Here is a 21,967-nt window from a genome sequence, read left to right as displayed (position 1 = left end):
CGGCAGGCGATCCGCCGCGAACGGATCGATGCTCGCACCTGCCGTCGGCGTGCGTGGTCCCGCGATCACATCGGGTAACCGACACGGCTTCACTGCAACCGGACGGCGACTGGCGCGTAGGCCCAGGCCACCAGCGGTGGCCCGCGCATCGAGGACCGTGTTCGGGGTCCCGTTTCGGTAGGCTGGCCGGCGGGGGGACGGCGTGAGCAGAGCGGTCGAGGAGTCCAACCGGGCGATGCTGCGCGCCCGGGACGCGATGGACCGGGCGTACGCGCAGCCGCTGGACATCACCGCGCTGGCCCGGATCGCGCACGTGTCCGAGGCGCACTTCATCCGTACCTTCCGGGCCACCTTCGGCGAGACCCCGCATCGCTACCTGCAGCGGCGCCGGGTGGAGCGGGCCATGGCCCTGCTGCTGGAGACCGAGCGGGACGTCACCGACATCTGCCTCGCCGTCGGCTTCTCCAGCCTCGGCACGTTCAGCCGGACGTTCCACGGCATCGTCGGTGAGTCGCCCTCGGACTACCGGCGTCGTAGGACCGCTTCGCCGGACGTGCCGAGCTGCTTCGCCAAGTCCTGGACCAGACCGAGCAGTTTTGGATAAGCAGCAGGTCAATCCGCTGCTCTAGCGTCATCGGCATGACGATGACTTCGACTTCCCGCTCGCAGATCTACGTACTCGACCAGGACGAGGCGCTCGACTTCTACGTCGGGAAGCTCGGCTTGGAGGTCAGCACCGACCAGGACCTCGGCTTCATGCGCTGGCTCACCGTGAACGTGCCGGGCGACCCGGGCCGGGAGATCCTGCTGGAGAAGCCGGGCCCGCCGGCCCTGGACCCGAAGACCGCCGAGCAGGTCCGGGAGTTGCTGACCAAGGGCGCTGCGGGCGGCTTCCTCTTCTTCACCACGGACGACGCGCACAAGACGTACGCGGATCTGGTCGCGAAGGGCGTGGAGGTGACCGACGAGCCGACCGACCGGCCGTACGGGATCGACTTCGGCATCCGCGACCCGTTCGGCAACCGGATCCGGATCGGGCAGATGCGCCAGGGGCAGTGAACGGCGCGGCGGAGGGCTAGTCTCGCGGTCCCTGACCGTGGAGGTGCCGATGCCCAGCCGCCTGCTCTACCTGGTCCGCCACGGCGAGCAGGACCGGCCGGAGGAGGAGGCGGACACCGGCCTGTCGGAGCGCGGCCGGCGGCAGGCGACGCTGCTGGGGGAGCGCCTGCGCGGCACGCGCTTCGCCGCCGTACACCATGGGCCGGCCCGCCGGGCCGCGGAGACGGCCGCGCTGGTCGCGGCGTCGCTGCCGGGTGTTCCGGTACGCGAGGACGACCGGGCCGGCGACCACATGCCGCACGACACCGACCCGGCGGGCCTGCCCGAGCGGTACGCGGCGTTCCTGGCCGGGTTCACCGAGCGGGAGCGGCGCGACGGGCCGCGGGTGACGGCGGAGGCGGCGGCCCGGTTCGCCGCCGCCCCCGCGGAGGGTGACGTACGTGAGCTGGTCGTCACCCACAACTTCCTGGTCGCCTGGCTGGTGCGGGACGCGCTGGAGGCGCCGGAGCGCCGCTGGATCGGGCTCAACCAGCAGAACTGCGGGCTGACGGTGATCCGCTACAGCTCGGGTGGCCCGCCGACGCTCGTCGCGCTGAACGACGTCGCCCACCTGCCACCCGAGCTGCGCGCCACCGGCCTGCCCGACGACTACCGGTTCTGACCCGGCGCTCAGGCGAGCAGCTTCACCACGGCGTCGGCCACCGCGCGGGCGGACTGCGGGTTCTGGCCGGTCACCAGGCGTCCGTCGATCACCACGTGCTCGGTGAAGTCCGGCGCCGCCACGTGCTGCGCGCCGGCCTCGGTGAGCTTGTCGGCGAGCAGGAACGGCACCTCGTCGGTGAGGCCGACGGCCGCCTCCTCGCTGTTGGTGAAGCCGGCGACCCGCTTGCCGGCGATCAGGCGCGAGCCGTCGGTGAGGGTCAGGTTCACCAGCGCCGACGGGCCGTGGCAGACGGCGGCAACCACGCCGCCGCGCTCGTAGACCGAGCGGGCGATCCGGGCCAGGTCGGGGTCGTCGGGAAAGTCCCACATGGTGCCGTGCCCGCCGGCGAAGACGATCACGTCGTACCCGGCCGGGTCGACGTCGGCGGCCTTCGGGGTGTCGGTGACGCCGGCGGTGGCGAGAAAGTCGTTCTGGGTGCTGTCGTTCTCGTCCCGGCCGTCGACCGGCGGTTCGCCGCCGGCCACGGAGACCAGGTCGACGTCGTATCCGGCGGCCCGGAACACCTCCCACGGCTCGGCGGCCTCGCCGACGTAGTAGCCGGTGGAGCGGCCGGTGCCGCCCAGCTCGGAGTGGCTGGTCAGGGCGATGAGTGCGCGAGTCATGCCTTCCATGCTGGCCCCGCCGCCGGTCGGCCGGCCATAGGCCGATGTCACAGCCGGATCGGGTTTGAAATCGGCGCCGGTCAGCCGGTGGCACCGTTGAGCAGGTCCACCACCTGCGCCGTGACGGCCGGTGGCTTGGCCTGCGGCGGGCAGTCCACGTAGCTGACCTGGTTGGGCCCGACGGTGAGCCGGTAGCTGAACGCGTCGGCGCACATGGTCGCCGGCACGGTGACGGCGGCTTCGGCGGCCAGGCGGGGGTCGGCCGCGAGCTGCCGCAGCCGGGTGAGTTTCTCCGCGGCGAGCTGCCCCTCGCGGGAGCCGCCGGCGCGGTCGGTGCGGGTCCAGTGGCCGTCCGGCCCGACCCGGACGGTGTCGGTCAGCCCGGCGATGCCGCCCGACTTCACGAGTACGACCTCGGTGGCCGGCGGCGAAGGGCCGTCCGTGATGACGGGTGGCGCGTCGGTGCGGGCGCAGCCGGCGAGCGGGACGAGAAGGGCGGCGACGGCCGCCATGGCGGGGGCAGCTCTCATACCGGTTCGGACGCGCGACGGGACCACCCGGTTCCGGCCCACCGGTCCTCCTCATCCGTTCGGTCAGTGTCTCCGGCGGGTTCTCGCCAGCCTCTTTCACGTTCTTCGATGTATCGCTATATCTACATCAGTGACTACCCCCGTCACAACTTCGCCTTCCAGGAGGGCCCGTGAAAAGATCCGTCGCCGCCGTCAGCGCAGCGCTGCTCACCAGCAGCGTGCTGGCCTGCGTCACCACTTCGGCGCAAGCGGCAGCGCCAAGCGCCCCCAGCCCCGAGACGTCGGCCGTAGCCCAGGCCGCGAGCCTGCTGCGCGCCAACCCCGGCGTCGTCAAGGGCGCCAGCGGTGAGGCCTATCAGGCCGTCCGCACCAAGGTCGACCCCTCCGGGGCGGCGCACACCCGGTACAGCCGGACCTACCAGGGCCTCCGGGTGTACGGCGGTGACTTCGTCATCCACACTGCCCCGAACGGCACCATGACCAGCGCGTCGGTCAGCCTCGACGCCCCGCTGACCCTGAGCACCACCGCGAAGGTCGGCGCGGAGGCGGCCAAGGCCAGCGCCCGCAAGACGTTCTCCGGCTCGCTCACCTCGGTCGGCGCGCCAGAGCTGTTCGTCGACGCCAGCAGCGGCAAGGGCCGCCTCGCCTGGGAGACCGTCGCGACCGGCTGGAAGGCGGACAAGCAGACCCCGTCGAAGCTGCACGTCGTCACCGACGCCACCACCGGCAAGGTGATCGGCTCGTACGACGAGATCGAGACGGTGGCCGGCACCGGCCAGGGCGTCTACAGCGGCTCGGTCACCATCGACACCACGCTCTCCGGCAGCACGTACCAGATGATCGACCCGGTGCGTGGCAACGGCCGTACCTGCGACATGAACAACGGGACCTCCACCTGCACCACGTTCACCGACGCGGACAACGCGTGGGGTAACGGCGCCACCTCGAACCGGCAGTCGGCCGCGGTGGACGCCCACTTCGGCGCCGCCAAGACGTTCGACTACTTCAAGAACGTGCACGGCCGCAACGGCATCTTCGGCAACGGCCAGGGCGTGCCGAGCCGGGTGCACTACGGCAACAACTACGTCAACGCGTTCTGGGACGGGGCCCAGATGACCTACGGCGACGGCTCGGGCAACTCCCGCCCGCTGGTCTCGCTGGACGTCGCCGGCCACGAGATGAGCCACGGCGTCACCGAGGCGCTGGCCGGTCTGGTCTACTCCGGCGAGTCCGGTGGCCTCAACGAGTCCACCAGCGACATCTTCGGCAACATGGTGGAGTTCTACGCCGCCGCGCCGAGCGACCCGGGTGACTACCAGGTCGGTGAGAAGATCAACATCAACGGCAACGGTACGCCGCTGCGCTACATGTACAACCCGTCGCTGGACGGCTCGTCCGACTCCTGCTGGTCCACCAGCACGAAGAACAAGGACGTGCACTACTCCTCCGGCGTCGGCAACCACTTCTTCTTCAACCTCGCCGAGGGCACCGGCGCCACCGCGTACGGCACCTCGCCGGTCTGCGGCTCGGCCCCGGCGGTCACCGGCATCGGCCGCACCAAGGCGGAGAAGATCTGGTACCGGGCGCTCGACGTGTACTTCACCTCGAACACCTCGTACGTCAACACCAGCAACCCGGCCAACACCTCCCGCGCGTACACCCTGCGGGCCGCGACCGACCTGTACGGCAACTGCTCCACCGAGTACAAGACCGTCCAGGCCGCCTGGACCGCTGTGAACGTCGCCGGTAACGACGCGCCGTGCAGCTCCACCGGCAACGACTTCTCCGTCTCGCTCTCGCCGACCGCCGGGTCGGTCACCGCGGGTGGTTCGGTCACCGCCACCGTCGCCACGTCCACCACCAACGGCAGCGCGCAGACCGTGACGTTCTCCGCGTCCGGCCTGCCGACCGGCGCCACCGCGTCGTTCAGCCCCTCCTCGGTGACCTCGGGCGGCTCGTCCACGCTCACCATCTCCACCAGCTCCAGCACGCCGACCGGCACCTACTCGGTGACCGTCACCGGCAGCGCGGCGTCCGGCACGAAGACCGCCACGTTCTCGCTGACGGTGACCGGCACGGGCGGCGGCTGCACCGGCGCGGGCCAGAAGCTCGGCAACCCGGGCTTCGAGTCCGGCAACACGGTCTGGACCTCCACCTCCGGCGTGATCGGCCAGTACGGCTCGCAGGGCCAGCCGACCCGCACCGGTACGTGGAACGCCTGGCTGAACGGCTACGGCAGCACCCGCACCGACTCGCTGTCGCAGTCGGTGAGCCTGCCGAGCGGCTGCTCCGCGTACACCTTCTCGTTCTGGCTGCACATCGACTCGGCCGAGACCACCAGCAGCGTCCAGTACGACAAGCTGAACGTGCAGGTGCTCAGCTCCTCCGGTTCGGTGCTGGCCACGCTGGCGACCTACTCGAACCTGAACAAGGCCAGCGGCTACAGCCAGAAGTCGTTCTCCCTGGCGTCGTACGCCGGGCAGACCGTCACGCTGAAGTTCACCGGCACCGAGGACAGCTCGCTGCAGACCTCGTTCGTGCTCGACGACACCGCTGTCAACGTCTCCTGACCTGACCGCCCGACCCCGGGGCCCGGCGGCCACCCCACGCGGGTGGTCGCCGGGCCCCGCCCGTTACGGTCGCACCATGTCCGACGCGGAACTCACCGTCAGGGTGGACGGCCCCGTGGCAACGGTGGTCATCCACAACCCGGCCCGGCGCAACGCCATGACCCCGGCCATGTGGCGGCAGCTTCCGGTGCTGCTCGACGGCCTGGAGGCCGACCCGGCGGTACGGGTGCTGGTGCTCACCGGCGCGGCCGGCACGTTCTGCGCCGGGGCCGACCTCGGCGACCTGGACGAGCTGCTGGCCGCCGGTGACGGCAGCATCGCGGTGGCCGCCGAGGAACGGCTCGCCGCATTCGGCCGTCCCACGGTTGCCGCCATCGAGGGCGCCTGCGTGGGCGGCGGCTGCCAGCTCGCCGTCGCCTGCGACCTGCGCCTGGCCGCCGCGGACGCCCGGTTCGGCGTACCCCCGGCCCGGCTCGGCCTGGTCTACCCGGCGCCGACCACCCGCCGGCTGGCCGCGCTCGTCGGCCCGTCCGCCGCCAAGCACCTGCTGTTCAGCAGCGAGCTGGTCGACACCGAGCGGGCGCTGCGGATCGGCCTGGTGGACGAGGTGCTGCCGGGCGGGGACCTGGCCGGGCGGGTGTCGGCGCTGACCGCCACCATCGCCGAGCGCTCCCGGCTCACGGTGGCCGCCGCCAAGGAGATCATCGACGGGCGCGCCGACGCCGACCGGCTCGCGTGGTGGCACGGCCAGGTGCGGGGCAGCGGCGAGGCCCGCGAGGGCGTGGCGGCCATCAACGAGCGGCGTCCGCCGCGCTTCGGCTGGACCCCGCCGGAAACCCACTGACCGCCCGGGCGGGCAGCGGACGAGGGCCGGCGGGCGCCGCGCCGGGGCGTACCCCGGCACCGCCCCCTGTGCCCGCCGGCCGTCCGTCACCGCGCCAGCGCGGCCCAGCTCGGTGTCACCGGCGCCCGCCGCAGCGGCATGCCCGCCTCGGCCGGGGTCCGGTCACCCTTGCGCTGGTTGCACGCGTAGCAGGCGGCGGTGGTGTTCCCCCAGGTGTTCCGGCCACCGCGCGAGCGGGGCAGGACGTGGTCGATCGTGCTGGCCGCGCCGTCGCAGTAGGCGCAGCGCCGCCGGTCGCGCGCCAGCACCCCGGCCCGCGACCAGGCCGGGCCGGCGCTGAACCGCCAGCGGGTCACCACGTACCGGACGAGGCGCACCACCCGGGGCAGTGGGAAGACGCCGATCACCCGGTCCGGCTCGGCCTCGTGGATCTCGGCGACCCGGCGGCACAGCATCCGGATCGCGTGCTTGACGGTGACCCGGTGCAGCGGGCCGAGGTCGGCGTTGATGACGAGGACGGCGTCCACCGGGCTCTCCCTTCACGATCGGCGGTACGGCGACGACGGGGACGCGCGAGGCGTCAGTCGTGCTCTCCGGGCCAGGGACCGTGTTCCCGGCAGCCGTCGCCGAGCGGCCACGACGTCATCGTGGTGGCGTATCGCAGCGACATGGACGGCTCCCGTAGCGGTGGTTGACCTTGCGTGGTCACGGTAGATCGATTCGGGAATCCTGGGCAACGTATTTCGATCCGTCGTCGACGGGCCTCCGCTGCCGTCCGGCCCGTCCGGCGCTTCGCGCGGCGGCGAGCGGCCGGTCGATCCGGGCGGTCATCTGCACCACCAGCTCGCTGTCCAGCAGCGGGCGGTTCACCTCGGCGGCCACCGACAGCGTCGGCGTGGAGATCGACCGCCAGATCGCTGTGAGCCCGGCGCCGAGGCCGACGAGCGCCACCGCCGCCCGGGTGGTGGGGGAGCCGGCCGCTGCGGCGGCGCTGACGCCCACCACCGCGAGCAGCACCACCAGCAGTGGCACCAGCACCGGCCAGAAGATTCCCCGTGCCGCCTGCGCCACCAGCTTCCGGTCCCGGATGACGACGTTGCGGGCGATCACCGCCCAGTTCTCCTCGTCCAGCAGGTCACGCGGGTGCAGGCCGCCGGTGAGCACGTCCTGCCACAGGTCGCCCTGGTTGCGCAGCTCCCGGGCGAGGTCGGCGAGACCGGCCTCGCCCGGGTCGCCCACCGTGGCGCGGCCGACCGCTGTGGCCCACGCCGCCAGTGAGCGGCGCACCACGGCTGCCGAGTACGGCGGCAGCACGCTCGCCAGCTCGTCGAGCCACCTGCTGATCTGGAGGTGCCGGCCACCGAACCGGCCGGGAAGCCGGTCGGCGTCGCCGCGCCGCACGGTGTCGGCGAGTGAGCGCCCCAGCCGGTACGCCACGCCCACCCGGTGGTTCGTCGCCATCGTCCAGCGCAGCACGTCGATGTTGAGGTCGTCGAGCGCGCGCAGCAGCGGTTCCCGGTCGGGGCCGGTGGCGCGGCGGGCGGCGGCGGTGGACGGCGCGGTACGACCGGCCGGAGTGAGCGGCGCGATCTGGGCCAGCGCCACGTCCACGCCGTCCAGGTACATGCCGAGCCGGTGCCACCCGGCCAGCTCGGTCAGGTTCGACAGTTTCGGCGGCGCGGCCACCGGCCGGTTTCCGTCGTCGGTCAGGTCGGCGGTCTGCGCGTGGTGGTAGGCGTCCGCCATCGACCAGCCGAGTCGCAGCGCGGTGACCACCACGGTCCGTTCGTCCCGCGGTGTCCCGTGCTCCTCGTTGCGCCGCTCCCGCGTCGCGGTGCTCACCGCCCGACCTCCCGTGTCACCGGATTAGTCGAGCGTAGAGCCGTTTTTGACCGCCTATGACCGTTTCGAGCCCACCCTGCCGGCCAGCAGGCCGCGCGGGCGGATCGACCGGACCGGCTCGGCCGCCGCACCCTCGGCGCGCAGGATGTGGTTCGCCGCGATGATCCCGGTGGCCGCCGACCGTTCCATCAGCGCGCTCGGGAACTCCGTCCGGATGCCGTCCCCGGCCAGATAGAGGCCCGCCGCATCGGTCTCCACCCCCGGACGACCGGCGTGGCTACCAGGCGTGAACGCCGGGGCCTGCGCCTCGACCCGGGCGCGCAGCTCGCGTACCCGCAGGTCGGACACCTCCGGCCAGAGCGCGGTCAGCTCCCGCAGCATCCGCGCGGCCAGCTCGTCGGCCGGCACGTCCGGCTCGCAGGCGTACGCGTGCAGCTCCACCACCGAGCCGCCGGTCCGCTCGGCCCAGCGGCGGGGCTCGTCCTCCAGCCGGTGGTAGAGCGTCACCGAGTCCAGCGTGGGCTGCCGGGAGACGCCACTGAACACCGCCCGGTCCGGGCCGACGTCCCCGTCCATCCAATACCGCGCCACCGCGTACGGCGGCCCGGCCGTGCCGAACGCGGGCATCCGCGCCACCAGCTCGGGCGCCGCCGCGACCAGGCCGGGCGAGGCGGCGACCAGCGCGGCGAGCGCCGGCGGGTCCACCGCGAGCACCACGTGCGGCGCCTCCCAGACGTCGCCGTCCGCGCCGGTGACGCGCCAGCCGGCCGGGGTACGGTCCAGCCGGGCAGCCGGAGCGCCGGTCAGCACCCGGCCGCCGTGCTTCTCCACGTGGCGGGTCAGCGGCTCCCAGATCGCCGTCGCGTAGTCCCGGTCCGGGCAGTCGAACGCCAGCCCCTCCGGGTTCCCGAGCAGATAGAAGTGGAACTGGGCGATCATCTCGGCGGCCGACATCTCCGCCTCGTGGTTGAAGAACGAGTGCGAGAAGACCTCGAACAACATGGCCCGCGCCCGGTCCGGCAGCCGCAGCGAGGTGAGCAGCTCGTCCGCCGTGCGCTCGTCGAACTCCTCGTAGGTGCGTACCGGGTCGTAGGTGAGCAGCGGCAGCGCGGCGTCCCGGTCCATCGACCGCAGGTCCGCCAGGCGCAGGCTGGGACTGCGCAGCAGCAGCGCCAGCAGGTTCGCCGGTGGCGCGGGCGGCAGCTTGCCGAACTCCTCGGTCGGCCACTGCTCGGACAGGATCGGGTAGCCCGGGATCGGCTTGAGGAAGCCCAGCTCCGGGTCGACCCGGCGCAGGATCGACCGCCAGTTCCAGTACTGCCGGAAGAACGCGTGGAAGCCGTGCTCGTTGCGCTGGGCGCCGTCGGGCAGCTCCTCCGGCCAGGCGCCGAGCCGTCCGCCGAGGTGCGGCGCGGCCTCCAGCACTGTCACCGCCACCCCGCGCTCGGCCAGCACCACCGCCGCCGACATGCCGGCGATGCCGCCGCCGACCACCAGCGCCGGCACCGGTCGCGGCACGCGGGGGGCGCCACCGCCGCCCGGGTCCACCACGTGCTCGCGTACGCCGATCAGGCGACCTACCACTTGCGACAGACCCACGGGGCTTCCTCCAGTCGGTGGTCCCCCCAGTCTGCCTGAGGTGAAAGGAAGGGGCCCTTTTTAACGCATACGGATGTGCGGGGGCCCTTCTTAACGCCGGGCGGCCCGCGCGCTGCGTGCGCCGCGCGGGGCGCTGGGGGGAGGTGTTAACAAGGGGCCCTTCCTTTCACCCAAGGCAGCGGCGGGGGCGGTCGGAGGGGGGCCAGACGTACTCGAGGTCGGGGGAGACGTCGGTGAACAACGATGCATAGTGGACCGGGTCCTTGCGCAGCAGCGACGACCGGTGGCTGCGATGCAGGTCGTCGCGGCCCAACCAGGGGGGCAGCTCACCGGCGGCGGCCAGTTCGTCCTGGGTGCGGATCACCGCGATCCCGCAGGCGGTGGCGAGGTCGGTGGCGAGCGTGCCGGCGCAGGTGTCGGCCCGGCCCGGCTCGCACCACACCGCGCACATGTCCAGCCCGTACCGGGTCAGCGCCTCCTCGTACCCGGCCCACGTCTTCACCGCCGGATGGTTGCGCCAGCCGTAGTCCGGCCGGGTCAGGCCGCGCAGCACCTGGATCGCCTCGACGCGCTGTTTGCCCAGCCGCTTCTGGTCCAGCGTCCGGGCGCTGGCCAGGAAGTCCGGATACGGCAGGAACGTCTGCATGCCGGTGCTCTACCCGTACCCGGCCCCGCCATGCGTTCATGATCGCCGGGGCTGCGCACATCGCGAGCGGCTGACTACGATCCGGACATGGCCGAGCCACTGCGTGACCGCGCGCGCCGCGCGACCGGCTGGCGGCTCCGGATGAACGGTGACGAACGCCCCCACTTCGTGGTCTGCGGGTCCGATCCGCTCGCCTACTGGGTGGTCCGGTCGCTGCTCGCCACCGACAGCGCCGAGGGGCGGGTGCGGGTCACGCTCGTGGTGCCGGGCCGCCGCCGGGCCGATGGCCCGGACGGGCGGGACGTGCCGGGGGTACGGGTCGTCACCGCCGAACGGCTCGACGAGGCGGCGTTCCGCCGGGCCGGGCTGGCGGGCGCGGCCGGGCTGGCCCTGCTGAACCAGGACGACGTGGGCAACATGCACGCCGCGCTCTGCGCCCAGGAGGTCGAGTCCCGGCTGCGCCTGGTGGTGCGCATGTTCAACACCAACCTGGCCGACGGGCTGCGGCAGCTCTTCCCCGACTCGGCGGTGCTCTCCGACGCCTCGATGGCCGCGCCCGCCTTCGTCGCCGCCGCGCTGGGCGAGGTGGCGCCCACCCACTTCCGGCACGCCGGGCGCACGCTCTACGTGGCGCGCCGCGACGACGTACGCCCGCAGGACGTGGTCTGCGGCCTGGCCGTCACCACCGACCCGGACCTGGTGCGGGTGCTCCCTGCCGACGAGGCGGCGGCCGACGTGGTGCTGGCCGAGGCGACCGGGCGGCCGGCGGGCACCGAGGTGGCCGCGCGGCGGCTGGTACGGGCGCGGCGGCGACGGCAGCCGGGGGCGGTGCTGCTGCGCGCGGTCCGGCACTTCGCCACCCGCAAGATCGGTATCGCGGTGCTGGTGCTGCTCGGGGTGATCGCGGTGCTGGGCTGGCTCAACGCCCGGGCCGCCGACGTCAGCTGGAGCGAGGCGGTCTACCTGACGCTGGTCACCACGCTCACCGGCCAGGACCCGGACGTCAACAAGGCGGTCGCCGCCCAGGTCATGCAGGTGGTGCTCAACCTGGCCGGGCTGGCGCTGATCCCGCTGATCACGGCCGCCGTGGTCGACGGCGTCGTCAACGCCCGGCTGGCCCTGCACGCCGGGCGGGTCCAGCCGGACCGTTCCGGGCACGTGGTGCTGGTCGGGCTGGGCAACATCGGTACCCGGGTGATGGCTCAGCTGCACGACTTCGGCGTCGAGGTGGTGGCGATCGACAGGAACGCCGACGCGCGAGGCGCCGCGCTGGCGCACCGGCTGGGGGTACCGCTGATCGTCGGCGACGCCGGCCGGGAGGAGACGCTGCGGTCCGCCTCGGTCGACACCTGCCAGGCCCTGGTGGTGGTCTCCACCGACGACGGGACGAACCTGCGTGCCGCGCTGATCGCCCGGTCGCTGGACCCGGACCTGCGGGTGGTGCTGCGGTTGTTCGACGGCGACTTCGCCGAGCGGATCCAGCAGGCGTTCGGCATCGGCATCTCGCGCAGCGTGTCCTATCTGGCCGCGCCGTCGTTCGCGGCGGCCCTGCTGGACCGCGCGGTCGTCGCCACCATCCCGGTCGACCGGCACGCGCTGCTGGTCACCGAGGTGCCGGTGGTGGCGGGTTCGCCGCTGGACGGGCGTCCGCTGAGCGCGGTGGCCCGGCCCGGCGAGGTACGCCTGCTCGCCTACACCCGGCCGAACCAGAAGGCCGACTGGACGGCCGATCCGCGCATGGTGATCCAGGCCGGTGACCGGTTGACAGTGGTGGCCCGGCGGGCCGGGCTGACCGCGCTGCTCCGGGAGACGACGCCCGCGCCGCCACCGGCGCCCGCCGGTCCACCCGCCGCGCGGCGCCCGGAGGAGTGACCGGCCGCGTCAGGCAGGTCGCAGACGGCGGCGGATCGCGTACCCGAGCGCGCCGAGGGCGAGCACACCGAACCCGGCGAGCACGTTCGGCAGGGGCAGGTTGACCGCCAGCACCAGGCAGCCGACCAGCCCCAGTGCGGCGAGCAGCCGTGCCGGGACGCGCCGGTCCGGGTCCCGGCCGAGCGTCAGCGCCGCCGCGTTGGTGATCGCGTAGTAGACCAGCACGGTGCAGCTGGAGAAGCCGATCGCGCCCCGGACGTCGCCCACCGCGACGACGGCGACCACCACGACGGCCACGGCCAGTTCGGCGCGGTGCGGCACCCGGTGGCGCGGGTGCACCGCTGCCAGCGCGCCCGGCAGATCCCGGCGGCGGGCCATCGCGAGCGAGGTGCGGCCGACGCCGGCGAGCAGGGAGAGCAGCACCCCGGTGACCGCCACCGCCGCGCCGGCCCGGACCAGCCAGGCCAGCCCCGGGTGCCCGGCGGCGGTCACCACCTCGACGAGCGGCGCGTCGGTGGACGCCAGCCGATCGGCGCCCAGTACGCCGAGCGCGACCACCGCCAGCGTCAGGTAGATCGCCAGTACCGCGCCGAGCGCCAGCGGCACCGCCCGGGGGATGGTGCGCTCCGGGTCGCGTACCTCCTCGCCGAGCGTGGCGATGCGCGCGTACCCGGCGAACGCGAAGAACAGCAGCCCGGCGGCGGTCAGCACGCCGCGTACCCCGAGGTCGGCGGGGGCGGTGAGCTGGTCGGCCGCCACCTGCGGCGCGCCGGTCACCGCCACCACGGCGAGCACTGTGAGCACCACGGCGACGAGGACCCGGGTGGCGGCGGCGGTCTTGCCGATGCCGCGCAGGTTCACCACCGTCACCGCCACCACCGCGAGGACGGCGACGAGCCGCGCCCGCCCCGGCCACAGGTACGCCCCGACGGTCAGCGCCATGGCCGCGCAGCTCGCCGTCTTGCCGACCACGAAGCCCCAGCCGGCCAGGAAACCGGCGAACGGGTGCAGCCGTTCCCGGCCGTACACGTAGGTGCCGCCGGACTCGGGGTAGCGGGCGGCGAGCGGGGCCGAGCTGGTGGCGTTGCAGTAGGCGATGAAGCCGGCCACCGCCAGCGCCACGAGCAGGCCGACGCCGCCGGCCGCCGCCGCGGCGGGGGCGAAGACCACGAAGACGCCCGCGCCGAGCATCGAGCCGAGACCGATGACGACCGCGTCCGGTACGCCGAGTCGCCGTGCCAGCTGTTCCACACCGGCAGCCTAGGAGCCCGCGGTGAACATCGGGTGCCGTCGTTCGCTCAGCGCGGCGCGGACCAGCCGACCGGCCGCCGCCAGTCGCCGAGGCGGCGCGGCAGCGGCAGGTCGTCCCAGGGCACCCGGCGCAGCAGCCGGTCCAGCAGCAGGCCGAGCAGCAGGCCGGCGATCGAGTCGGTGAGCCAGTGCCAGCCCAGGTAGACGGTGGTGCAGAAGACCACCGCCGGGGGCACCACCCGGATCACCGTGACCAGCCGGGGTGGCACGGTCCGGCCGAGCGTGCGCACGAGCGGGGCCAGCAGCAGGGCCAGTACGCCGTACCAGACGATCGCGTTGGCGACGTGCCCGGACGGGTACGACTGGGCGAAGCGCACCGGCAGGTCGTGCTGGAACAGCGGCAGCGTCTGCTCGGGCGACAGGAACGGCTCCTTGACCGAGGCGCTCGGCGCCGGGCGTGCCGTCCACACCTTCAGCGGGCCGATCGTGAAGAAGGTGAGTACGAATCCGATCACCGGCGGCAGCAGCGGCCGTACCGAGCGCAGCCGCAGCGCCAGCAGCACACCCAGCCCGGCCGCGAGCAGCGTCAGCGGGGTGCCCTGACCGAGCAGGTTGAGCGTCATCGCCACCCAGCGGGCAGCGGTCGGGCGGTGCTCGTCCGACCAGTCGGCGACCGCCCGGTCGAGCCCGAACAGGTGCCCGGAGGCGAGTGCCACGGTGATCGCCACCAGGGCCGCGAGCAGCAGCCCGTCGAACCACCACCCGGCCGGCCGGACCGGCCGCAGCCGCAGGTCACCGCGTACCCCCGAGGTCTGACGCACGCGACCACGCTACCGGCCGCCGACGGCGCCGGCGCGGCGCGGGCATCGGCGGCTGTGTGCCGAGCCACGAAGGGAAGCGCGGCGCGGGGGTCAGCGGTCACACTGGTTGCCGTGCGGATCACCTCGGCTCTCGTCGACCCGGCGCTGCTCGACCTCCCCTGGTCGACCCCGCTGGAGCAGTGGCCTGCCGAACACCTGGTCGCGTTGCCGCAGGGCATCTCCCGGCACATCGTGCGGTTCGTCCGGCTCGGCGGGTACGTCTACGCGGTGAAGGAGACCGGCGAACGGGTCGCCGAGCGCGAGGACGACCTGCTGCGGGCGCTGGAACGGATCGACTTCCCGTCGGTCGAGGCCGTCGCCATCGTGGCCGACCGGCAGACCGACGACGGCGAGCCGCTGGACCCGGTGCTGATCACCCGGCATCTCCAGTTCTCGCTGCCCTACCGGGCGCTGTTCTCCAACACGCTGCGCCCGGAGACGATGAACCGGCTGCTGGACGCGCTGGCCGCGCTGATCGTGCGGATGCACCTGACGGGCTTCTTCTGGGGCGACTGCTCGCTGTCGAACACGCTGTTCCGGCGGGACGCGGGCGCGTTCGCCGCCTACCTGGTCGACGCCGAGACCGGGGCGCTGCACCCGTCGCTGTCCAACGGCCAGCGCGGCGAGGACCTGGAGATCGCCCGGGTCAACATCTTCGGCGAGGCGCTCGACCTCCAGGCCGCCGGCCTGTTGCACGAGTCGATCGACCCGGAGGTGGTCTGCGAGGAGGTCGTGCGGCGCTACGAGCGGCTCTGGCACGAGATCACCTACGAGCAGCAGGTCGAACGCGCCGCCCGGCACGACATCGAGCGCCGCATCCGCCGCCTCAACGAGCTGGGATTCGACGTGGCCGAGGTGGCCATGTCCACAGCCGACAACGGGCGCTACCTGGTCCGGCCGAAGGTGGTCGACGCCGGCTACCACACCCGGCGGCTGCTGCGCCTGACCGGCCTGGACGCGGAGGAGAACCAGGCCCGCAGGCTCCTCAACGACCTGGACGCCTACCGGCTGGAGAGCGACCTGACCGACGAGCAGCAGGCGGCGCACCGCTGGCTGACCGAGGTCTTCGAGCCGGTGGTCCGGGCGGTCCCCGGGCACCTGCGGCGCAAGCTGGAGCCGCAGGAGCTGTTCGCCCAGATCATCGAGCACAAGTGGCTGCTCTCCGAGCAGGCCGGGCGGGACGTCGGGATGCGTCGGGCGGTGCAGTCGTACCTGGCCGACGTGCTGGTGCACCGCCCGGACGAGCAGGCGGTGCTCGGCGTCGAGGTGCCCAGCGTCTGACGCCCGGCGGATCACTCCACCCAGTCGCCGCCGCGCATCACCCGTACCACGTTCAGGTCGTCGTCCAGCACCACCAGGTCCGCGCGCAGACCGGTGCGCAGCGCGCCGACCCGGTCGCCCAGCCCGATCGCGCGGGCCGGGGTGGTCGCGACCATGCGGCAGGCGTCCGGCAGAGCCACGCCCGCGCCGATCGCGTGCCGCAGCGCGGCGTCCATGGTGAGCGTGCTGCCGGCGATCGCGCCGTTGTGGGCGAGCCGGGCCACCCCGCCGGCCACGGTGACCGCCTGGCCGCCCAGCTCGTACTCGCCGTCGGGCATGCCGGCGGCGGCCATCGCGTCGGTGATCAGCGCGGCCCGCTCCGGACCGGCCACCGAGGTGGCGAAGCCGAGCATGCCGTCGTGCAGGTGCACCCCGTCGGCGATCAGCTCGCACACCACGTTCGGGGCCTCCAGCAGCGCCACCACCGGGCCGGGCTCGCGGTGGTGCACCGGGCGCATCCCGTTGAACAGGTGGGTGCCGACAGTGGCGCCGGCGGCCACCGCGGCCCGGGTCTGCTCCCAGGTGGCGTCGGTGTGCCCGACCGCCGCGACCACGCCGTGCGCGACCAGCAGCTCGATCGCCTTGGTGGCGCCGTCCCGCTCGGGAGCGATCGTGACCATGCGTACGGCGCCGCCGCCCAGCTCGATCAGCTCGGTCAGCTCGGCGGTGGATGGGTCACGCAGGAACTCCGGGTTCTGCGCGCCGCAACGGTCGGCCGACAGGTACGGACCTTCGAAGTGGACGCCGGCGAGCACGCCGGACTCCACCAGCGGGCGGTAGGCGGCGGTGGCGTCGCGCATCAGCTCGAACGGGGAACTGACCAGGCTGGCCAGCAACGTGGTGGTGCCGTGCCCGAGATGGAACGCGGCGGCCTGCCGCGCCGCCTCCGGGTCACCCGTGGTGAACGTGTGCCCGCCGCCGCCGTGGGTGTGCATGTCCACGAAGCCCGGCACGATCCAGTGCCCGTCGCGCACCGACGGATACTCGGCCACGGCGGTGATCCGCCCGTCCGCGATCTCCACGCAACCCTGCCGGATGACGCCGGTCGGGGTCACCACCTTGCCGGTCACGCGCCGGGTCATCGACTCTCCTTCGCCAGGGTGTCCAGGGCCAGCAGGGCGGCGCCGAGGCAGCCGGCCTCGTCCCCGAGGTCGGCCGCGACCAGGCGCGGCTCGCGGTGGAACGTCAGCCGCTCGCGCAACGCCCGCCGCAGCGGGTCGAACAGCCGGGGACCGGCCTGGGCCAGCCCGCCGCCGAGCACCACTGTCGACACATCGTAGAGGGCCTGCCCGGTGGCGAGTCCGTCGGCGAGCGCCTCGACCGCCTCCTGCCACACCTCCACGGCGAGCGGTTCACCGGCCGCCGCGCGCTCGCCCACCTCGGCAGCGGTGGTGGGCGCGCCGGACAGCTCCGCGTACCGGCGTCCGATCGCCGAGGCCGACGACACCGCCTCCAGGCAGCCGGTCCGCCCGCATCCGCAGCGTGGGCCGCCGGGGCGTACCAGGATGTGGCCGATCTCCCCGGCGGCGCCGTGCGCGCCGGTGGCGGCCGACCCGTCGACCACGTGGGCGGCGGCGATGCCGGTGCCGATCGCGACGAACAGCACGTGGCCGGCGTCCCGCCCGGCCCCGAGCCGCGCCTCGGCGAGGCCGCCCACGCGCACGTCGTGGCCGAGCGCCGCCGGCAGTCCCAGCCGCGTGCCCGCCAGCTCCCGCAGGGGTACGTCCCGGAAGCCCACGTTGGCCGACCAGACCGCCACGCCGCGCGCCTCGTCGACCACTCCGGGTACGGCGATGCCGCAGGCCACCGGCGTGTGGCCGTCGGCGCGGGCCTTACCGGCCAGTCCTTCGGCCACGTCGAGGATCGTGCCGACCACGGCCTCCGGACCGCGCCGGGCGTCGGTGGCGTGCCGTTCGGTGTGCACAGTCGTGCCGTCCGGCCGGACCAGGGCGCACTTCATCCCGGTGCCCCCCACGTCCAGCGCGACGACGACCTCGTCGCCTGCACTCACGCCGTGGGCTCGCTTCGCTCGCTCACGCCGTGCCGGCTGGGCATGCGCTCACGGCCCTCGCTGCGCTCGGTGCGTTCGCTCATGCCGTGCTGGCTGGGCATGCGCTCACGGCCCTGGCTGCGCTCGGTGCGTTCGCTCATGCCAGGACCACGGACCGGGTCAGGTGACGCGGCGCGTCCGGATCGAGGCCACGGGTGGTCGCGAGCGCGACAGCGAAGCGCTGCGCCAGGATCAGGTCGGCCATCGGGTCGACCGGGTTGCGGCCGGCCGACCAGCTCGTCAGCACCGTGCGCCAGCCGTGCGTGCGGCTGTGCACAAACGCGGCGCCGGTGGCGGCCACGTCCTCGGGCAGGCCGTCCGGGATCTCGCCGAGCGCCCACACCAGCCGGCCGGGGGCGGCGACCGAGATCGGGCCGTGCCGGTAGTCCATGGCCGGGTACGCCTCGGCCCAGAACGTGGCCGCCTCGCGGCACTTCAGCGCGGCCTCCTGGGCCAGCCCGACGGTCCAGCCGCGACCGAGGAAGGTGACCTGCTCGATGCCGGCCGGGTCGATCGGCAGCGGTGCCCGGACGGCCACCTCCGCGTCGGCGGCCAGCCGGCTGAGGTCCTCGCCGAGGTGGGCGCGCAGCAGCGCGAGCGCGGTGGTGGCGAAGCGGGTCTGCACCACCGACCGTTCGTCGGCGAAGGGCAGCGCGACAGTGGCGTCGGCCGTCGCGACGGCGGCCGAGTCCGGGTCACCGACCAGCACCGTGGTGGGGATCCGCCCGCGCAGCGCGGTGAGCAGGTCGAGCACCTCGGTGGTGGTGCCGGAGCGGGTGATCGCGATCAGCCGGTCGTACTGGCGGCCGGTGGGGAACTCGCTGGCCTGGAAGGCGTCGGTCTCGCCGTGGCCGGCGGCCTCGCGCAGCCCGGCGTACGCCATGGCCATGAACCACGACGTGCCGCAACCGACCACCGCTACCCGCTCGCCGGGGCGCGGCAGGCGCTCGGCGACGGTCGGGGCGAGTCGCGCCGCCTCCCGCCAGCAGTCGGGCTGGCTCGCGATCTCCGCGTGCACGTACGCCATGACAACTCCTCGCCGGGAAAACCCTTGCGCAATACGGCGCGATACTGCCGTCTTTCGCGCGTCATTCTGCGCGAAGTGGCGTGGTTGTGGCAACTGTCTCCAAGTTCGCGCAGCGAAGGCTTTTGCGCGGACTGAGTTTCGCGCACTAGTGTGCACGCAACCGATCACCGTTCACGCATAGTCAGGGGAGGCCCCCGCGGTGGACCGCTACGCGCGCTGGAACGCGCTGCTGGAGATGCTGACCGACAGCGGCCGGGTCACCGTCGAGGAGGCGGCCGACCGGCTGGACGTCTCCCAGGCCACCATCCGGCGTGACTTCGACCAGCTCGCCCAGCAGCAGATGATCACCCGGACCCGGGGTGGCGCGGTCGCCAACGGCGTCTCCTACGACCTGCCGCTGCGCTACAAGACCGCGAAGCACTCGGCCGAGAAGCAGCGGATCGGCACGGCGGCCGCCGCGCTCGTCTCCCCGGGCACCGTGGTCGGCCTCAACGGCGGCACCACGAGCACCGAGGTGGCCCGGGCGCTGGCCGTGCGCCCTGACCTCAACACCAGCGCGGAGGGCGCCCAGCTCACGGTGGTCACCAACGCGCTGAACATCGCCAACGAGCTGCTGGTGCGCTCGCGGATGAAGGTGGTGGTGGCCGGCGGCGTGGTCCGGCCCAAGTCGTTCGAGCTGGTCGGTCCGCTCGGTGGGGCGCTGCTGCGCGAGGTGACCCTGGACGTCGCGCTGCTCGGCGTGGACGCGATCGACCCGCAGCTCGGCGCCGCCGCGCACCACGAGGGGGAGGCGGCCATGAACAGTCTCATGGTCGCCCGCGCCAAGCGGGTGGTGGTGATAGCCGATTCCTCGAAGCTCGGTGGGCACGCGTTCGCCAGGATCTGCGCGGTGGACCGGGTCGAGACGCTGGTGACCGACTCCGGCGCGTCCCCGGACGTGGTGGCGGCGTTCCGCGAGGCGGGCGTGCACGTCGTCTGCGCCTGACGGCGCAAGGAAGGGCCCCTTCTTAACGCCTGCGGTAGAGGAGGGGGCCCCCTTTTAACACGCCTCGACACGCCGACACTGCATACCGGGTATTGCCTTCGCGTGCATACCGCGTATGGTGTCGCTGACGCCTACTTATCGGGGGAGGTCAGCTGTGTCGGCTGTCCTGGAGATCGAAGGTCTCCGCAAGACGTACCGGAGCCGGAAGCGCGGGGTCCGCCACGCGCTCGACGGCTTCGACATGCGAGTGGAGGCCGGGCAGGTACACGGCTTCCTCGGCCCGAACGGGTCGGGCAAGACCACCACGTTGCGTACGCTGCTCGGCCTGATCCGGCCCAACGGCGGCCGGATGGCCATTCTCGGCCAGGAGCTGCCGCACGCGCTGCCGGTGGTCGCCGGGCAGGTCGGCGCCATCGTGGAGAGCCCGCAGTTCTTCCCGAACTTCTCCGCGCGGGACACGCTGGGCCTGCTCGCCCAGGCCGGCGAGCTGCCCAGGCAGCGCGTCGACGAGGTGCTGGAGCTGGTCGGGCTGCGCGACCGGGCCGGCGAGCGGGTCAAGACCTACTCGCTCGGCATGAAGCAGCGACTGGCTGTCGCCTCCGCGCTGCTCAAGAACCCCAAGCTGCTGATCCTCGACGAGCCGGCCAACGGCCTCGACCCGGGCGGCATCCGGGAGATGCGCGGGCTGATGCGGGACCTGTCCGAGGCCGGTATGACGGTGGTGCTCTCCAGCCACATCCTCGGCGAGATCCAGCTCATCTGTGACTCGGTCACCATCATCTCGCTCGGCCGCCGGGTCGCGTTCGGGCCGGTCGACCAGGTGCTCGCGGCCCACTCCCAGAGCGCCGTGCGGGTACGCCTGGAGGCGGTCAGCGACCTGCCCCAGGCAGCCGACGCGCTCAGCCGGGCCGGGGTCCGCGTGGCCGCCGAGCCGGACCACCTGATGCTGTCCGGAGTGGACAAGCCCGCCACGGTCAGCCGGCTCCTCGCCGAGCAGGGCCTGTACGTCAGCGAGCTCACCCCGGTCGCCGTCGACCTGGAGAGCGTCTTCCTCGAACTGACCGCCACCGCGCCGGTTCCCGGCCAGCACCGTCAGGTCGTTCAGTCCGCCAAGGTCGACCAGACCGGCACCGCAGGAGGTTGGGGCGCATGAGCCTGTTCGTCACCGAGCTGCGCCGGCTCGGCAAGCGCCGGCTGACCCGGCTCATGCTCGTCCTGCTGCTCGTCGGCCTGGCCACCGTGGCCACCGCGTTCAGCTTCTCCAGCCAGAAGCTCTCGCCGACTGTGGTGGCGGCGGCGGAGGCCGACTCCCGGGCCCAGTACCAGCGGGCGACGGAGGAGTGGAAGCGCACGATCGCCGAGTGCGAGGCCGCGCAGGCCCGCGGTGAGCAGACCGAGGAACGGTACGGCCCGAACTGCGGCAAGGACTACCAGCCGCAGCCGGACATGTTCGACCCGAAGTGGAACCTGCCCTACCAGTTCGACTTCCGGGCCGAGTTCCCCATGTTCATCGCCGTGTTCGCCGCCTCCGTGGCGCTGTTCGGCTTCATCGTCGGCGCCTCCTTCGTGGGCGCCGAGTGGAACACCGGCGGGATGATGAACCTGCTGCTCTGGCGACCGAAACGGCTCACCGTGCTGAGCACCAAGCTGGCCGCCCTGCTCACCACCGTGTTCGGCCTGACAGTGGTGCTCGGCGCGCTCTGGACGGCGGCGTTCTGGCTGATCGCCAGCCAGCGCGGCACCACCGCGAAGATGACCGCCGGAGTGTGGCAGTCGATCGGGCTGGACGGGCTGCGCGCGCTGGGGATGACGCTGCTCGTGGCGGCGGTCGGGTTCGCGCTGGCCTCGCTGGGCCGGCACACCGCGATGGCGCTCGGCGCGGCGGTGGGGATCTTCGCGGTGAGCGAGATCGGCATCCGGATCGCCGTGTCGATTCTGGGGATCCAGTTCGGGGACCGGTACGTGCTCTCCACGTACGCCCAGTCGTGGTTCCTGAAGCAGGCGGAGCTGTACGACTACGACACCTGCCAGTTCACCCAGGGCGCCTGCGAACCGGCCAAGTACGTGGTCACGTGGGAACAGTCGGCTGTGGTGTTCGGGGTGGCCCTGGTGGCAGCCGTGGCCGCCGCGTTCTGGACGATGCGCCGGCGCGACATCTCCTGACCTCGTCCGCGCCGCCGGCCCGG

The 21,967-nt window shown here is 73.2% G+C and carries 22 protein-coding genes; 10 read left to right on the top strand and 12 right to left on the bottom strand.

Annotated elements, in window-relative coordinates:
• The first annotated feature begins 202 nt into the window (after nucleotides 1-202).
• Genes MicB006_RS09160 through MicB006_RS09150 form a run of 3 tightly spaced genes read left to right on the top strand, consistent with a single transcriptional unit; the run spans nucleotide 203 to nucleotide 1,720 of the window.
• Nucleotides 203-604, top strand: coding sequence for a helix-turn-helix domain-containing protein (locus MicB006_RS09160; protein ID WP_116505238.1), 402 nt, complete (start codon nucleotides 203-205; stop codon nucleotides 602-604).
• 35 nt (nucleotides 605-639) lie between these two features.
• Complete coding sequence (locus tag MicB006_RS09155) at nucleotides 640-1,059, top strand: VOC family protein (RefSeq protein WP_043327953.1); 420 nt, start codon at nucleotides 640-642, stop codon at nucleotides 1,057-1,059.
• A 49-nt stretch (nucleotides 1,060-1,108) separates the two neighbouring features.
• Complete coding sequence (locus tag MicB006_RS09150) at nucleotides 1,109-1,720, top strand: histidine phosphatase family protein (RefSeq protein WP_116511281.1); 612 nt, start codon at nucleotides 1,109-1,111, stop codon at nucleotides 1,718-1,720.
• Nucleotides 1,721-1,728: 8 nt separating this feature from the next.
• Here MicB006_RS09150 and MicB006_RS09145 read toward each other — a convergent pair whose 3' ends face one another.
• On the bottom strand, nucleotides 1,729-2,385 hold the full coding sequence (locus tag MicB006_RS09145) for a type 1 glutamine amidotransferase domain-containing protein (RefSeq protein ID WP_225980684.1): 657 nt from the start codon (nucleotides 2,383-2,385) through the stop codon (nucleotides 1,729-1,731).
• A gap of 80 nt (nucleotides 2,386-2,465) precedes the next feature.
• On the bottom strand, nucleotides 2,466-2,897 hold the full coding sequence (locus tag MicB006_RS09140) for a hypothetical protein (protein ID WP_116505234.1): 432 nt from the start codon (nucleotides 2,895-2,897) through the stop codon (nucleotides 2,466-2,468).
• 188 nt (nucleotides 2,898-3,085) lie between these two features.
• Between MicB006_RS09140 and MicB006_RS09135 the strand changes: the two genes are divergently transcribed.
• Both MicB006_RS09135 and MicB006_RS09130 read left to right on the top strand, forming a co-directional pair.
• Nucleotides 3,086-5,485 (top strand): M4 family metallopeptidase, encoded by a 2,400-nt coding sequence (locus MicB006_RS09135; protein WP_116505232.1) that lies wholly within the window; start codon nucleotides 3,086-3,088, stop codon nucleotides 5,483-5,485.
• A 76-nt stretch (nucleotides 5,486-5,561) separates the two neighbouring features.
• Nucleotides 5,562-6,329: an enoyl-CoA hydratase/isomerase family protein gene (locus MicB006_RS09130; RefSeq protein ID WP_116505230.1), complete on the top strand. Its 768-nt coding sequence runs from the start codon at nucleotides 5,562-5,564 to the stop codon at nucleotides 6,327-6,329.
• 86 nt (nucleotides 6,330-6,415) lie between these two features.
• On the opposite strand, the gene MicB006_RS09125 is transcribed toward MicB006_RS09130, so the two are convergent.
• The 4 genes from MicB006_RS09125 to MicB006_RS09110 form a co-directional block, all read right to left on the bottom strand.
• Nucleotides 6,416-6,856, bottom strand: coding sequence for an HNH endonuclease (locus MicB006_RS09125; RefSeq protein ID WP_043327959.1), 441 nt, complete (start codon nucleotides 6,854-6,856; stop codon nucleotides 6,416-6,418).
• Nucleotides 6,857-7,034: 178 nt separating this feature from the next.
• Nucleotides 7,035-8,171 (bottom strand): hypothetical protein, encoded by a 1,137-nt coding sequence (locus MicB006_RS09120; RefSeq protein WP_116505229.1) that lies wholly within the window; start codon nucleotides 8,169-8,171, stop codon nucleotides 7,035-7,037.
• A 54-nt stretch (nucleotides 8,172-8,225) separates the two neighbouring features.
• Nucleotides 8,226-9,770, bottom strand: a complete 1,545-nt coding sequence (locus tag MicB006_RS09115) for an FAD-dependent oxidoreductase (RefSeq protein WP_116505227.1) — start codon at nucleotides 9,768-9,770, stop codon at nucleotides 8,226-8,228.
• A gap of 166 nt (nucleotides 9,771-9,936) precedes the next feature.
• A complete protein-coding gene (locus MicB006_RS09110) occupies nucleotides 9,937-10,416 on the bottom strand; it encodes an MSMEG_6728 family protein (RefSeq protein WP_116505225.1) in 480 nt (159 codons plus the stop codon).
• Between the two features lie 87 nt (nucleotides 10,417-10,503).
• Between MicB006_RS09110 and MicB006_RS09105 the strand changes: the two genes are divergently transcribed.
• On the top strand, nucleotides 10,504-12,288 hold the full coding sequence (locus MicB006_RS09105) for a TrkA family potassium uptake protein (RefSeq protein ID WP_370013436.1): 1,785 nt from the start codon (nucleotides 10,504-10,506) through the stop codon (nucleotides 12,286-12,288).
• A gap of 9 nt (nucleotides 12,289-12,297) precedes the next feature.
• Here the strand turns inward: MicB006_RS09105 and MicB006_RS09100 are convergent, their stop codons facing one another.
• Nucleotides 12,298-13,539, bottom strand: coding sequence for an APC family permease (locus MicB006_RS09100; RefSeq protein ID WP_116505223.1), 1,242 nt, complete (start codon nucleotides 13,537-13,539; stop codon nucleotides 12,298-12,300).
• Nucleotides 13,540-13,586: 47 nt separating this feature from the next.
• Nucleotides 13,587-14,360, bottom strand: coding sequence for a phosphatase PAP2 family protein (locus MicB006_RS09095; RefSeq protein WP_116505221.1), 774 nt, complete (start codon nucleotides 14,358-14,360; stop codon nucleotides 13,587-13,589).
• A 111-nt stretch (nucleotides 14,361-14,471) separates the two neighbouring features.
• Here MicB006_RS09095 and MicB006_RS09090 point away from each other — a divergent pair, with 111 nt between their 5' ends.
• Nucleotides 14,472-15,680 carry a DUF4032 domain-containing protein gene (locus MicB006_RS09090; RefSeq protein ID WP_116505219.1) on the top strand — a complete coding sequence of 403 codons (1,209 nt, stop codon included), beginning with the start codon at nucleotides 14,472-14,474 and terminating at the stop codon, nucleotides 15,678-15,680.
• Between the two features lie 11 nt (nucleotides 15,681-15,691).
• Here MicB006_RS09090 and nagA read toward each other — a convergent pair whose 3' ends face one another.
• From nagA to MicB006_RS09075, 4 genes are read right to left on the bottom strand one after another with little or no spacing between them, the layout of a single operon-like run.
• Nucleotides 15,692-16,801, bottom strand: a complete 1,110-nt coding sequence (gene nagA, locus MicB006_RS09085; RefSeq protein ID WP_116505217.1) for an N-acetylglucosamine-6-phosphate deacetylase — start codon at nucleotides 16,799-16,801, stop codon at nucleotides 15,692-15,694.
• Nucleotides 16,798-17,730: an ROK family protein gene (locus MicB006_RS09080; protein ID WP_116505216.1), complete on the bottom strand. Its 933-nt coding sequence runs from the start codon at nucleotides 17,728-17,730 to the stop codon at nucleotides 16,798-16,800. Before MicB006_RS09080 ends, nagA begins: the two co-directional genes overlap by 4 nt.
• Complete coding sequence (locus MicB006_RS31970) at nucleotides 17,727-17,870, bottom strand: hypothetical protein (RefSeq protein ID WP_192900211.1); 144 nt, start codon at nucleotides 17,868-17,870, stop codon at nucleotides 17,727-17,729. The genes MicB006_RS09080 and MicB006_RS31970 overlap by 4 nt, the downstream gene beginning before the upstream one ends.
• Complete coding sequence (locus tag MicB006_RS09075; RefSeq protein ID WP_116505214.1) at nucleotides 17,867-18,796, bottom strand: SIS domain-containing protein; 930 nt, start codon at nucleotides 18,794-18,796, stop codon at nucleotides 17,867-17,869. The genes MicB006_RS31970 and MicB006_RS09075 overlap by 4 nt, the downstream gene beginning before the upstream one ends.
• A gap of 199 nt (nucleotides 18,797-18,995) precedes the next feature.
• Here MicB006_RS09075 and MicB006_RS09070 point away from each other — a divergent pair, with 199 nt between their 5' ends.
• The 3 genes from MicB006_RS09070 (at nucleotide 18,996) to MicB006_RS09060 (ending at nucleotide 21,944) form a co-directional block, all read left to right on the top strand.
• A complete protein-coding gene (locus MicB006_RS09070; protein WP_073829154.1) occupies nucleotides 18,996-19,781 on the top strand; it encodes a DeoR/GlpR family DNA-binding transcription regulator in 786 nt (261 codons plus the stop codon).
• 154 nt (nucleotides 19,782-19,935) lie between these two features.
• Nucleotides 19,936-20,934: an ATP-binding cassette domain-containing protein gene (locus tag MicB006_RS09065; protein WP_116505212.1), complete on the top strand. Its 999-nt coding sequence runs from the start codon at nucleotides 19,936-19,938 to the stop codon at nucleotides 20,932-20,934.
• Complete coding sequence (locus MicB006_RS09060; RefSeq protein ID WP_116505211.1) at nucleotides 20,931-21,944, top strand: ABC transporter permease subunit; 1,014 nt, start codon at nucleotides 20,931-20,933, stop codon at nucleotides 21,942-21,944. Before MicB006_RS09065 ends, MicB006_RS09060 begins: the two co-directional genes overlap by 4 nt.
• Nucleotides 21,945-21,967 lie beyond the last annotated feature (23 nt).

The sequence above is a fragment of the Micromonospora sp. B006 genome (assembly GCF_003408515.1).
GTDB classification, from domain to species: domain Bacteria; phylum Actinomycetota; class Actinomycetes; order Mycobacteriales; family Micromonosporaceae; genus Micromonospora; species Micromonospora echinospora_A.
The sequence above is the reverse complement of the archived record's forward strand: the minus strand, read 5'-3'. Positions and strand labels throughout refer to the sequence as shown.